8 protein-coding genes and 1 pseudogene are annotated in these 13,145 nt (G+C 63.2%); 1 reads left to right on the top strand and 8 read right to left on the bottom strand.

Features of this window, described 5'->3' with window-relative positions; all coding sequences use genetic code 11:
- A pseudogene (locus tag GWE18_RS31830) lies at positions 1 to 237 on the top strand (IS110 family transposase); the annotation flags it as partial.
- 383 nt (positions 238 to 620) lie between these two features.
- On the opposite strand, the gene fdhF reads toward GWE18_RS31830, so the two are convergent.
- The 8 genes from fdhF to mobB form a co-directional block, all read right to left on the bottom strand.
- On the bottom strand, positions 621 to 3,386 hold the full coding sequence (gene fdhF / locus GWE18_RS31825; protein WP_275189655.1) for a formate dehydrogenase subunit alpha: 2,766 nt from the start codon (positions 3,384 to 3,386) through the stop codon (positions 621 to 623).
- On the bottom strand, positions 3,383 to 5,095 hold the full coding sequence (locus GWE18_RS31820) for an NADH-ubiquinone oxidoreductase-F iron-sulfur binding region domain-containing protein (protein ID WP_275189654.1): 1,713 nt from the start codon (positions 5,093 to 5,095) through the stop codon (positions 3,383 to 3,385). The genes fdhF and GWE18_RS31820 overlap by 4 nt, the downstream gene beginning before the upstream one ends.
- A 271-nt stretch (positions 5,096 to 5,366) precedes the next feature.
- The gene (locus tag GWE18_RS31815) at positions 5,367 to 7,022 is read right to left on the bottom strand and encodes an OFA family MFS transporter (protein ID WP_275189653.1); all 1,656 of its coding nucleotides are present in this window, start codon (positions 7,020 to 7,022) and stop codon (positions 5,367 to 5,369) included.
- A gap of 379 nt (positions 7,023 to 7,401) precedes the next feature.
- On the bottom strand, positions 7,402 to 9,426 hold the full coding sequence (locus tag GWE18_RS31810) for a cache domain-containing protein (protein ID WP_275189652.1): 2,025 nt from the start codon (positions 9,424 to 9,426) through the stop codon (positions 7,402 to 7,404).
- On the bottom strand, positions 9,419 to 10,852 hold the full coding sequence (locus GWE18_RS31805; protein WP_275189651.1) for a sigma-54 dependent transcriptional regulator: 1,434 nt from the start codon (positions 10,850 to 10,852) through the stop codon (positions 9,419 to 9,421). The genes GWE18_RS31810 and GWE18_RS31805 overlap by 8 nt, the downstream gene beginning before the upstream one ends.
- Positions 10,853 to 10,948: 96 nt before the next feature.
- A complete protein-coding gene (locus GWE18_RS31800) occupies positions 10,949 to 11,200 on the bottom strand; it encodes a sulfurtransferase TusA family protein (RefSeq protein WP_057848961.1) in 252 nt (83 codons plus the stop codon).
- A 41-nt stretch (positions 11,201 to 11,241) separates the two neighbouring features.
- Positions 11,242 to 12,498 (bottom strand): gephyrin-like molybdotransferase Glp, encoded by a 1,257-nt coding sequence (gene glp, locus GWE18_RS31795; RefSeq protein WP_275189650.1) that lies wholly within the window; start codon positions 12,496 to 12,498, stop codon positions 11,242 to 11,244.
- Positions 12,499 to 12,506: 8 nt separating this feature from the next.
- The gene (gene mobB, locus GWE18_RS31790) at positions 12,507 to 13,034 is read right to left on the bottom strand and encodes a molybdopterin-guanine dinucleotide biosynthesis protein B (protein ID WP_275189649.1); all 528 of its coding nucleotides are present in this window, start codon (positions 13,032 to 13,034) and stop codon (positions 12,507 to 12,509) included.
- Positions 13,035 to 13,145 lie beyond the last annotated feature (111 nt).

The following is a 13,145-nucleotide window of genomic DNA, read 5'->3' as shown; positions in this document are numbered from 1 at the left end:
AAGATCGGCGACGCCTCCGTACGCGAGGCGCTCTACCAGGCCGCTCACATCATGCTGACGAAGCCGGTCAAGGGGTGCTCGCAGCTTAAGAGCTGGGCGATGCGGATCGCCAAGCGTGCTGGCATGAGCAAGGCCAAGGTTGCGCTGGCGCGCAAGCTCGCCGTGATCATGCATCGCATGCTCAAGGACAGCGTGCCCTTCAATCCGCTCGCCAAGGCAACCGCTGCAACGGCTTAAGGAGGAACCACAAGGTTTTCGGGCGGGCCACGACACCAGCCTTCCCGAAGCGAAGTCCCTTCGCCGGGACGATGGATCAGGTCAGGCCGACATCCGGGTTGTCGACATATCGAGCGATATGATCACGCTTTCCGTAGATTGGCCGACCTCTCCTCTCACGAACCCCATCAGGCGACGGCCTTGCGCCGATCCCGTACAGAAGCAGGTTCCCGGCGAGCGGATGACGCAAAAGGGATTGACTAATCGAGGCCCGTTACAGAAGCCCGGATGAAGCGAAGCGTAATCCGGGACGACATTGGCACCGGCCCCCGGATTTCGCTTCGCTCCATCCGGGCTACGGTCCTTCGTCGCTTTGCTCCTCGCAATGACGAGAAGCGCCATCTTCATTCCGCCGCGGACTGCAGCGCCACCTTTTCCGCACGCACGGCGCAGAACTTGAATTCGGGGATTTTGCCGAACGGATCGAGCGCGGGATTGGTCAAGAGGTTCGCCGCCGCTTCCGCGTAGCAGAACGGCATGAACACCATGTTCTCCGGCACGTCGCGATCGGAGCGCACCTTGACCTCGACGGCGCCGCGGCGGGTTTCCAGGCGGATAAAATCGCCGGGCCAGACGCCGAGCTTGCGCATGTCCTTCGGCGACATGAACGCCACCGCCTCCGGCTCGATCTGGTCGAGCACGCTGGCGCGGCGGGTCATCGAACCGGTGTGCCAGTGCTCGAGCACGCGCCCCGTGGACAGCACCATCGGGTATTCGGCATCGGGCAATTCGTCCGGCGCGACAACCTTCGCCGGCACGATCTTGCCGCGGCCGCTCGCCGTCGGGAAACCCGTGGTGAAGATGATCTCGTTGCCGGGCTTGTTCGGGTCGTCGACCGGATAAGTCACCGCGCCCTCGCGCACCAGACGGTCCCAGGTGATGTTGTTCAGCGACGGCATTACCTGCGTCATTTCGGTGAACACATCGGCCGGTCCGCTGTAGTTCCAGGGCAGGCCCATACGCTTGCCGATCTCCTGGATGATCCAGAGATCCTGCCGCGCGTCGCCCGGCGGCCGGATCACCTCGCGCGCGAGCTGCACGCGGCGATCGGTATTGGTGAAGGTGCCGCTCTTTTCAGCGAATGCCGAGGCCGGCAGGATCACGTCGGCATGGAACGCGGTTTCGGTGACGAAGAGATCCTGCACCACCAGATGGTCGAGCATGGCCAGCGCGTGGCGCGCGTGCTGCAGATCGGGGTCCGACATCGCGGGGTTTTCACCCTCGATGTACATGCCCGTAATCTCGCCGGCGTGGATCGCGTTCATGATCTCGACGACGGTGAGGCCGCGCACGGGATCGAGATCCTGATGCCAGAGCTTTTCGAAAGGCTCGCGCAGATCGGTGCGCCCGACCGGCTGGTAATCCGGCAGGAACATCGGGATCAGGCCGGCGTCGGAGGCGCCCTGCACGTTGTTCTGGCCGCGCAGCGGATGCAGGCCGGTGCCGGGACGGCCGACCTGGCCCGTCGTCAGTGCCAGCGCAATCAGGCAGCGCGCGTTGTCGGTGCCGTGGATGTGCTGGCTGATACCCATGCCCCAGAAGATGATCGAGGCCTGCGAGCGCGCATAGACCCGCGCCACTTCCTTCAGCGTCTCCGCGGGGATGCCGCAGATCGCTTCCATCTTCTCCGGCGGGAATTCCTTGATGCGCTCGGCAAGCTCGTCAAAGCCTTCGGTATAGCCCGCGATATATTGCTGGTCGGTCAGTCCTTCGGTGATGATGGTGTGGAGCATCGCGTTCAGCATCGCGACGTCGCTGCCGGGCTTGAAGGCAAGATGCTTCCAGGCGTGGCGCGACAGCGACTGCGTGCGCGGATCCATCACAATCAGCTTGGCGCCGCGCTTGGCCGCGTTCTTGAGGTAGGTCGCCGCAACCGGATGGTTCACGGTCGGGTTGGCGCCGATCACGATGATCACTTCAGCGTCCATCGCAGCCGCAAACGGCGCCGACACCGCGCCTGAATTCAGCCCTTCCATCAGCGCCGCCACTGACGAGGCGTGGCACAGCCGCGTGCAGTGGTCGACATTGTTGGAGCCGAAGCCGGTGCGCACCAGCTTCTGGAACAGGTAGGCCTCTTCGTTGGAGCCCTTGGCCGAGCCGAAGCCGGCGAGCGCCTTGACGCCCTTCTCGTCGCGAATCTTCACGAGCCCCTTGGCCGCGATATCCAGCGCCTCTTCCCACGAGGCTTCGCGAAAATGCGTGAAGGGATTGGCCGGATCGACCTGGTCGTTGGCATCCTTCTTCGCATTCGGCAGCCGCACCAGCGGTTTTGTCAGCCGATGCGGGTGATGGATGTAATCGAATCCAAAGCGACCCTTGACGCAGAGGCGGTTGTGGTTGGCCGGGCCATCGCGGCCCTCGGCGTAAATGACCTTCTCGTCCTTGACCTGATAGGTAACCTGGCAGCCGACGCCGCAGAACGGGCAGAGCGAGTCGACCTTCTTGTCGGCGTATGTGACGCGGGTCTGGTTCTCGTCCAGCATCACCGAGGGCATCAGGGCGCCGGTCGGGCAAGCCTGCACGCATTCCCCGCAGGCGACGCAGGTCGATTCGCCCATCGGATCGTCAAAGTCGAACACGATCTTGGCGCCGGCGTTGCGATAGGCCATGCCGATGACGTCGTTGACCTGCACCTCGCGGCAGGCGCGCACGCAGAGGCCGCACTGGATGCAGGCATCGAGATTGACGCTCATCGCGGGATGGCTGGTGTCGCTCTGCCACCGCTCGGCGGCCGGGAAGCGGCTCTCGGTCACCTCGACCTTCTCGGCCCAGTGCCAGAACTTCGAATCGGGATCGTGCGAGGTCTCGCGCGCCGGCTGGTCGGCGACCAGCAATTCCATCACCATCTTCTGCGCCGCGACCGCGCGGGCGCTCTCGGTCTTCACCTTCATGCCGACGCTCGGCGTCCGCTTGCAGGATGCGGCCAGCACGCGCTCGCCCTCGATCTCGACCATGCAGGCGCGGCAATTGCCGTCTGGCCGATAGTCAGGCTCCGGTGAATAGCACAGATGCGGGATTTCCTTCTGGTGCCGCTTGGCGACCTGCCAGATGGTCTCGCCCGCGTTGGCCTCGACCTGTTGGCCGTCGAGCTCGAATCGAACCTTGGTCATTCCGCAGCCTCTTTCGGCACGAATTCTTCCGGAAAATATTTAATCACTGACGTCAGCGGATTCGAGGCGGCCTGGCCGAGTCCGCAGATCGAGGCGTCGCGCATCGCCTGGCTCAATTGATCGAGCAATTCGCGGTTCCAGACCGGCCGCTGCATCAAAAGCGCCGCCTTCTGGGTTCCAACACGGCACGGCGTACACTGGCCGCAGCTCTCATCCTCGAAGAATTTCATCAGGTTCAGCGCCGCGCCCTTCACGCTGTCCCGCTCGGACATGATGACGACGGCGGCGGAGCCGATAAAGCAGCCGTATTTTTCCAGCGTGCCGAAATCCAGCGGGATGTGGTCCATCGACGCCGGCAGGATGCCGCCTGACGCGCCGCCCGGAAGGTAGGCATGGAAGGTGTGGCCGTCAGCCATGCCGCCGCAGAACTCGTCGATCAGTTCACGTACGGTGACGCCGGCCGGCGCCAGCTTCATGCCGGGATCTTTCACGCGGCCCGAGACCGAATAGCTGCGCAGGCCGTGACGGTCGTTGCGGCCGTGGCTCTTCCACCAGTCGGCGCCCTTCTCGACGATGTCGCGCACCCACCACAGCGTCTCGATATTGTTGATCAGCGTCGGCAAGCCGAACAGCCCGACCTGGAACGGATAAGGCGGCTTGTGCCGGGGCAGGCCGCGCTTGCCCTCGATCGATTCGAGCAGCGAGGATTCCTCGCCGCAGATATAGGCCCCCGCGCCGCGGCGCATGTGCAACACGGGGCCGCCCGGCGGCAGCTTTGCGATTTCGCGCGTGAGGATTTCGCGCGAGGCCGGATATTCGTCGCGGATGTAGATGTAGACGTCGCTCGCCTCGACGACGTGCGCGCCGATCAGCATGCCCTCGATAAAGCGATGCGGATCGGTCTCGAGATAGTAGCGATCCTTGAAGGTTCCGGGCTCGCCCTCGTCACCATTGATCGCCATCAGCCGCGGACCGGGCTCACCGAGCACCGCGCGCCATTTGCGTCCCGTCGGAAAGCCGGCGCCGCCGAGCCCGCGCAGCGAGGCGTCGTCGAGCGACTTCAACAGATCTTCTTTGGTCATGGCGCCGGAGCGCAGGCGATTCAGCAGCTTGTAGCCGCCGCCGGCGACATAGTCGTCGTAGTCGACATAATTGGGCAGATGCGCATGGGTGTCGCCGGCCTTGGCGGCGGCGAGCACGTTCGTCACCGTGGCATGGTCGACGAAGTGATGGCCGACTTCGGCCGCGGGCGCCGTGTCGCAGCGGCCGACGCAGGGCGCGCGCACCACGCGAATGCCGGGGCCGGCACTGTCCTGCAATTCACTTAGCAGCTTTTCCGCGCCCATCATGGCGCAGGTGAGCGAATCGCAGACGCGAATGGTCAGCGGCGCGATATCAGGCTCGCCCTCCTTCACGATGTCGAAATGGGCATAGAAGGTGGCGGTCTCGAACACTTCCGCAAACGACAGCTTCATCTCGTCGGCAAGCGCCGCAAGATGCGCCGCCGAGATCTGGTGATACTTGTCCTGGATCAGGTGCAGATGTTCGATCAGGAGATCGCGGCGCCGCGGCCGGTCGCCGAGCAGAAGCTCGATCTCGTGGGCGGCGGTGGGGTCAACCTGGCGGCCCTTCGGGGTCGCCTTGGCCCGCTTCCGTCCCGCGCCCGGATGTTCGAACGAGCGGACCTGTTTCACATCATGCATATTCATTGAAACGTCTCATTACAGCCTGCCAGACGCTGACTCTAGTTCGTGGCATGCCAGATGCCAAGCGAATTATCCGGCTGTGGTAAGGATTTACTGGAGCAAGGCCGCGGGATCATTCCTCTCGGCCCACCCGATATTGTCGCGACGAATGAGAGCTGGAAACACGCCTCAGATCAATAAAGCCGTCTCATGCTGCGATTGCGAACGCGTATCGACTGGCGGCGGAACTGGACGCACAGGGACGCTGCTTGCGTCCCTGTGACGCCCTCCGCCATCAGAGGATCTTGACGGCGCTTTCCAGCGTCTTCCACACGCCCCAGGCCAAGGGAATGCCGACGAAGGCCCAGAACAGCGCGGCCTTGGCGTCGAGCCCGCCGAAGCCGATGCCATAAGAGCCTGACGGTCCCGATGCTCCGGCATTCACCGTCGCCGCCTGCAGCTTGGCGATTTCGGCCTCGCTCATGTGCCACTTCGCATCGACCGGCTTGATCAGGTAGTTGCAGATCAGGCCCGCGATCAGCATCGCACACAGGATATACATTGTGGTGTTATAGAGTTGGTCGCGCGGAACGCCGGCCGCAAGCTGGAACTCGCGGATGTAGTTCACCACGACGGGTCCGATGATGCCCGCCGTCGACCACGCCGTCAGCAGACGGCCATGGATGGCGCCGACGAACTGCGTGCCGAACATGTCGGCGAGATAGGCCGGCACGGTGGCGAAGCCGCCGCCATACATCGAAAGGATGATGCCGAAGCCGAGCACGAACAGCAGCTTCGAACCCATCGCCGCGAATGTCGGCGCCAGTGCGTAAAGCACGATGCCCAGGATGAAGAACGTGTAATAGGTATTCTTGCGGCCCATCTTGTCCGACAGCGACGCCCAGAAGAAGCGGCCGCCGATGTTGAACAGCGAGAGCAGTCCGGCGAAGCCGGCCGCGATGCCCGCAATGGTCGCCTTTTGCGCCGCGTCGAGCTGGTTGAAGCCGACGTCAGGCAATCCGATCAGTTTGCCCGCGAAGATTTCCTGCAGCATCGGCGAAGCCATGCCGATCACGCCGATGCCCGCCGACACGTTGAGGCAGAGCACCCACCAGATCAGCCAGAACTGCGGCGTCTTGTGCGCGTCCTTCAGATGAACGTGGTTCTGCGAAATCATCGCATTGGCTTTGGTCGGCGGCGTCCAGCCTTCAGGCCGCCAGCCCGCGGGCGGAATGCGATAGCGGAAGGCGCCGATCATCATGAACACGAAGTAGATGGCGCCCATCGCGATGAAGGTTTCCCAGGCGCCGACCGAAGTCGGCGACTTGAAATAGTTCATCAACAGGTTCGCCAGCGGCGCGCCGATCATGGCGCCACCGCCGAAGCCCATGATGGCCATGCCGGTTGCCATGCCGCGGCGATCCGGAAACCATTTCACCAGCGTCGACACCGGCGAGATGTAGCCCAGCCCGAGACCGATGCCGCCGATGACGCCGGAGCCGAGCCACAACAGCCACAATTGATGGGTGATGATGCCGATCGCACCGAGCACCAGACCGCCGCACCAGCACAGCGCAGACACAAAACCCGCCTTGCGCGGCCCGACGCGCTCCAGCCAGCCGCCCCAGATCGCGGCGGAAACGCCGAGCAGCACGAAAAACAGCGTGTACATCCAGCCCATGCTGGCGACTTTCCAGTCGCAGGTGGTGGTGAACAGTTCCTGCACCAGCGTCATGTCGGGGCATGCCTTCGGCGCGGTCACGCCGAGCGCGCGCGACAGCGGCAGCCAGAACACGCTGAAGCCATAGGCCATGCCGATGCACAGATGAATGCAAAGCGCCGCCGGCGGCACCAGCCAGCGATTGAAGCCGGCGGTCGCAATTGTTCGCTCCTTATCAAGGAATCCCGTTCCTGCACCGGGGATGCTCCCGGCGCTGCTGATTGTTGTCATCGCTATTTTCCCCTGCGGCCCACTCTTGAACTGGGCGTTTGTTTTACCGTCTTCGATCCGTCATCTTCAGCTATGCTGTGGAGCAGACCCATCCTTCTGCTCCATGCGATTCCGGAATGCGCGGAATCGACACGCGCATTCGAGAACATCCACCCTGATGCTTTTGAGGTGAGGTTTTGCCGGCATGATTGCGCGGGCGACAGCTCAACTCGACTGTGTACCGCTGGTTGTCGTCCCTCCGTTTCATGTTGTTGAAAAGGAGTGAGCAATCCGTGTGCCAAATCGCACGATGCCAATAATCAATGACTTGCGGGGGACCATCCTGCAACTCAGGACAAATTGTCCTGATATGCCGGACAAAATGTCCGATCAGCCGGTGTCAGTCGGCCTCCGGAAGCCAGACGCGGAATGTGCTTCCCCGGCCGATTTCGCTTTCAACTGTAATCTGGCCGCGCTGGCGCTTGATCAAGGTCTGGCTGATCGACAGGCCAAGGCCGGTGCCATCCCGCCGCTTGGTCGTAAAGAAGGGGTCGAAGACTTTCTCGACAACATCTGCGTCCATGCCGATTCCGGTGTCGGCAACTTCGATCAGGATACCGGGCACGCCGTCGCGGTCGGCGTCGCATGAACGAAGCGTCAGGGTGCCGCCGTCAGGCATGGCATGGATCGCGTTGACGATCAGGTTGATCACGACCTGCTGCAGCTCGGTGCGGTTCATCAGGACCAGGCGGCTTGCCCGGTCTTCGCGCACGACCCTGATTTCCGTCTTGTTCAGGAGATGCTGCACCAGCGGCAGGCAGTCCGCCACGACGCTTCCGGGCGCATGGCGCTCGACATAGCCGGCATACTCTTCCGGGCGCGCAAACTGCAAAAGCTTGGTGACGATCTGGCTGATACGATGGATTTGCTCGTCGACCAGACGGAATTCAACCTTGGCTTTTTCGGCATCGGCGCCGATCACGCTGCGGATGACGTCGAGATTGCCCTGCATCACCGCGATCGGATTGTTGATCTCATGCGCTACGCCGGCGGTGATTTCGCCGATCGCGGCAAGCTTTTCCGACATGATGAGCTGCTTGGTGGTCGCCTCAAGCTTCAGATTGGCGAGTTCAAGATCGCGTGTTCGCTCGCGTACCCGCGTGTTCAACTCCTCGTTCCACTCGCGCAACTGGCGGTCGCGCTCCTGAATCTGATCGAGCAGGGTATCCAGGTGAATCGCCACACGGCCGATCTCGTCGCCCGACGCCGGCAATTTGGTGCGCGCGGACAGATTACCGCTCTCGACTTCGCCGATTGTCACCGTAACGCGTTCGAGCGGCATGAAGATCGATTGCGCCCAGCGCAGGAAGATCGGCACGGTTGCTGCCGTGATCGCGATGAACGCGAGTGCGATGATCAAGAGCGTCTCGAGCTTCGCATCGTTGAACGGCTTCTGCAGAAATCCGACATAGAGCATGCCGACACGCTTGCCATAGGTATCAACGAGCGGCTCGTAAGCCGAGATGTACCAGTCGTTGACGACGAAGGCGCGGTCCAGCCAGGTCCGCCCCTCGCCCATCACCGCCGAGCGCACCGCCGCCGACACCCGCGTTCCCAGCGCGCGCCGCCCTTCGAACAGGCGGACGTTGGTCGAAATCCGCACGTCGTCGAGGAACAGCGTCGCCGTTCCCTGGCTACCCTCCGGGAGGCTCGCCTCGCGATAGACGAGGTCGTTGATCGTATCGATGAATTCGAGATTCTGGTTGAGCAATATTCCGCCGACGAGCGCAGCCGGCCCTCCTCCAGGAGCCGTTGCGCGGCTAGCCGCATGCACAACCATGCCGCTGGTTTCCGTGCTGCGATCGGTCGGCACTGCGTTCGGCGTCGGCACCAGATCGAGACGCGCGCGGTCGGCAAGAACAGGCGAAATCGCCGCAAGTTCGTCATTGGTGAAGATGTCGATGCCCGTCGACGGGGATTCGCCTGACAATACCGAAGTGATGATCGGCCAGTCGGCCCTTGGCGCTCCCTTAAGCGCGGGTGACGAGGCGATGACCTTTCCGCCGGCGTCGATTAGATAGAGAAAGTCGAGGCCTATCTCCTTGCGGGACTGTTCGAGCAAGTCCGCCACGGCGGATAGCGTTTCCTGCTCTTCCACCTCCCGGAAGCGAAACGAGAGGCTCAGCCCGCGGACCTGGACACCGGTTTTTTCCAGAATGCGGGCAAGATATTGGTGGGCGATGGTGAGATCGCCGTTCACCTTCGAAATCAGCGTGGCGTCGAATCTTGCGTTCCAGCGATAGATGGCCACGCCGAGCAGGAGCGGCAGGATGACGAGCATGGGCAGCAGCGCAATCGCGAGCAGCCGAAAGCGGACGGACCGCCCGCGCACCGGCCCCTCGATGCTGCCTGCCCGGTCACCCATTCCATAACGCGAGTTTGCGATCGATGGTCTTGCGCGAGATCCCGAGCCGCCGCGCCGCCTCCTCGCGGCTGCCGCCGGTCTCCTTCAGCACCGAAAGAATGTGCCGGCGCTCCATATCCGCCAGACTGTCGGCGGTGGCGGCCTGCGTATCGTTCCGCGGCCCGGCGAAATCGTCCGGGAACGCGCCGAGGATCAACGTGCGCTCGATCAAGTTGCGCAACTCGCGCACGTTGCCGGGCCAGTCGTAGCTCGCGAGCGCGGCCCGCACTGCGCTATCGATCGGAACCGGCGGCATGCCGAGCTGGATCGAGAGCTTGTTCATGAAGATCGTGGCAAGCTCCTGCACGTCGTCGCCGCGGTCCTTCAGCAGCGGCAGATGAATCTGCATGACGTTGAGGCGATAATACAGGTCGGCGCGAAAACGTCCCTTCTCGACTTCCTTCTGCAGGTCGGCATTGGTCGCAAAGATGAAGCGAAGGTCGACCGGCACCTCGCGCTCGGCGCCGACGGGACGGACACGGCGATCCTCCAGAACGCGGAGCAACTTGCTCTGCATCGCCAGCGGCAGTTCGCCGATTTCGTCCAGGAACAGCGTCCCGCCATGCGCATGGAGGAACAGGCCCTCGCGCCCGCTGTCTGCGCCGGTGAAGGCGCCCTTGATGTGGCCGAACAACTCGGCCTCGATCATCTCGGGCGGAATCGCCGCACAGTTCACCGGCACGAAGGGCTTGTCGGCGCGGTCGGACAGGGAGTGAATCGAGCGCGCCGCGACTTCCTTGCCGGTGCCGGATTCGCCGGTGAGCAGGATCGAGGTCGGCAGGCGGGCGACGCGGGCAATGGTATCACGCACAGTACGGGCCGCCGGCGACTCCCCGATCAGATTGTCGCGCAGGAACGTACGGTCCGATGATGCCCGCAGCGCATAGCGCAGCACATAATTCTCGCGCTGCAGCCGGACGCGGTCGAGACAGCGCGCCACCGCGTTGAGGATCTGATTCGAGCGGAACGGTTTCAGCACGAAATCAACCGCGCCGGCGCGCAGCGCCTGAATTGCGGTGTCGAGATCGGCATAGGCCGTAATGAGGATGGCGTCGGCGAAGAAGCCGACAGCGCGCTGCTCTGCCAGCCAGTCGACACCATTCTTGCCCGGCATGATATTGTCGAGGATGACGACATCGAACCGGCTCTTATCGAGCATGCGCGAGGCCTCGTCGGTATCGGCCGCCTCCTCCACGTGCTTGCAGCGCGGCCCCAGCGTACGCACGAGAAAATTGCGCATCCCGGGCTCGTCATCGACGATCAGGATCGAGGCCTGCGCGAGCGCGCTGAACTCGGGTCCGCCGGCCGGCTTGCCTGGTTTGGCCGCCGGTTCATTGCCCGTGGCAAGGGATGCCGCTGCGCTCGCCTTCGATGTCGGGAAGTTCATGCCGGGTTTTGTAGGGCCGATCGTCGCACCCGGCAATCATGCGTTCTATTGAAGTCGTCAAATTGACGCGCGGGAGTTGCGGCCTGCCCGGATAGCTCAAACATTTGCCTTTTCTATCGATCCATTTGCTTTTTCTATCAAGAATACGATGCGGTTTTCGTTGCGCTCGGTGATTTCGACCTTGTCGCCGGTCTCGCGAATGAGGTTCGGGATGTCGATCACCGAGAGCGGATCGGTACACAGCACTTCCAGCCTATCGCCGGGCGGCAAGGTCTTCAGCGCCTTGCGCGTCTTCAATGCCGGCAGGGGGCATTTCAGCCCGGCTAGATCAAGCTTTGTCGTCGTCATGGTCCGAACATGGCGAAGCGGGCCCGCATCGTCAACGGACATCAATTGATCAGGCCTGCATAGGACAGGAACCCGACCGTCTGGCCGGGCGCTACCTGCGTGACGTCTTCGCCAAGCTCGACCAGGCCATCGGTGTCCGCCAGCGAGGACAGAAGCCCTGCGCCTTCGCGCGGAAACTTCACCGCTTCGAGCGCGCCATCCGCGGCGTTGCGCAGGGTGACGCGGACATATTCGCGGCGCGAAATCTTCTTCTTGTAGCTGAAGGCGGCGCGAACCGGCATCGGCGTCAGCGGCTCCGGCTGCGCGCCTGATAGCGCCAGAATAGTCGGTCGCACCACATGAACGAAGGTGACAAAGCTCGCCACCGGATTGCCCGGCAATCCGATGAACGGCGTGCCGCCGATGATGCCCATCGCGACGGGGCGTCCCGGCTTGATCGCCATCCGCCATAGCACCAGCCTGCCGACGCTTTCGACACTCGCCTTGACGTGATCCTCCTCGCCGGTCGAAACGCCGCCGGTGGTGAGGATCAGGTCATGGCTGCCGGCGACCTCCTGCAGGGCGCTTGCGAGCGCGGCGCGATCGTCCCTGATGATGCCGAGATCACTCACCTCGCAGCCGAGCCGGCCCAGCATCGCCATCAGCATGAAACGGTTGGAATCGAACAATTGCGCCGCGGAGCGCGCTTCGCCGGGCGAGGCCAGCTCGTTGCCGGTGGAGAACACCGCGACGCGAATACGCCTGGCGACATCGAGCTCTGTCAGGCCGAACGCAGCCGCAAGTGCAACATCCTGCGGCCGCAGCCGCTGGCCGGCCTTCAGCGCCGCAAAGCCTGCGGGAATATCCTCACCCGCAGGGCGCACATTGGCGCCGGGCTTAAGGCCTGCCGGAAGCACGACCTTGTCGCCCTCGACGCGGACGTCTTCCTGCATGAACACGGTATCGGCGCCTTCGGGCATCGGTGCGCCGGTGAAGATGCGCATCGCCTGCCCCGGCTTGAGCGGTGCAGACGCGAGGCTACCCGCCTGAACGCGGCCGATCACCGGAAATGCCTGTTCTTCCTTCTGCGGCAGGTCGCGGCTCGAAACCGCATAGCCGTCGACAGCGGAATTTGTGAAGGGCGGCAGCGGCAGCGGCGCCAGGATCTCGTGCGCCAGAATGCGGCCATCGGCGCGGGCGAGCGTAACCGTCTCGATATCCACAACCGGCGTCACGCGCGTGGCAATGAGACCGACGGCTTCATCGACCGACACCATCGGGCCGCCGAAGGCAAAGCAATCGTCGGACAATTGCGCCATGTGCCTGATCAGCCCTCAGCTTCGCATTTCGCCAGCACGTCTTCGAGCGATATCGCAGACCGCAACATCATCGCGGCCACAGCCTCGATATCGTCGAGATGGGCAGTCGGCAACTTGGTTTCAACCGCCGTATCGGTCGCGATTCCGACGATGCCGGGATCGTCGGGGAACAGCAATGGCTTTTCATTCGCGGCGCGATAGACCTCGATCTTGCGGTGCGGCTCGCGCTTGAAACCCTCGACCACGACGAGATCGACCGGCGAGATCTTGGCCAGCAATTCCGGCAGACGCGGCTCATGCGCCCCGCGCAGCTCATGCATCAAGGCCCAGCGCCGCCCCGATGACACCAGAACTTCGGCCGCGCCTGCCTCGCGGTGCCGCCAGGAATCCTTGCCGGGTACGTCGACGTCGAAGGCGTGATGGGCGTGCTTGATCACGGACACGCGCAGGCCCTGTTTTGCGAACTGCGGGATCGCCCGCGTCAGCAAGGTGGTCTTGCCGGCGCCGCTCCATCCCGCGAGGCCTATTACTTTCATCATGCGCTCCGGAACCGGCTCTGACCGTCATTGCGAGGAGCGAAGCGACGAAGCAATCCACGCTTCCTTCTGCGCGCTATGGATTGCTTCGCTTCGCTCGCAATGACGGTG

Source organism: Bradyrhizobium sp. CSA112 (assembly GCF_029051645.1).
In the GTDB taxonomy this organism is placed as follows: domain Bacteria; phylum Pseudomonadota; class Alphaproteobacteria; order Rhizobiales; family Xanthobacteraceae; genus Bradyrhizobium.
The sequence above is the reverse complement of the archived record's forward strand: the minus strand, read 5'-3'. Positions and strand labels throughout refer to the sequence as shown.

Bases quoted from the DNA above. Each gene is read 5' to 3' on its own strand.
- fdhF (WP_275189655.1), bottom strand. From the start codon at position 3,386: ATGACCAAGGTTCGATTCGAGCTCGACGGCCAACAGGTCGAGGCCAAC.
- GWE18_RS31820 (WP_275189654.1), bottom strand. From the start codon at position 5,095: ATGAATATGCATGATGTGAAACAGGTCCGCTCGTTCGAACATCCGGGC.
- GWE18_RS31815 (WP_275189653.1), bottom strand. From the start codon at position 7,022: ATGACAACAATCAGCAGCGCCGGGAGCATCCCCGGTGCAGGAACGGGA.
- GWE18_RS31810 (WP_275189652.1), bottom strand. From the start codon at position 9,426: ATGGGTGACCGGGCAGGCAGCATCGAGGGGCCGGTGCGCGGGCGGTCC.
- GWE18_RS31805 (WP_275189651.1), bottom strand. From the start codon at position 10,852: ATGAACTTCCCGACATCGAAGGCGAGCGCAGCGGCATCCCTTGCCACG.
- GWE18_RS31800 (WP_057848961.1), bottom strand. From the start codon at position 11,200: ATGACGACGACAAAGCTTGATCTAGCCGGGCTGAAATGCCCCCTGCCG.
- glp (WP_275189650.1), bottom strand. From the start codon at position 12,498: ATGGCGCAATTGTCCGACGATTGCTTTGCCTTCGGCGGCCCGATGGTG.
- mobB (WP_275189649.1), bottom strand. From the start codon at position 13,034: ATGAAAGTAATAGGCCTCGCGGGATGGAGCGGCGCCGGCAAGACCACC.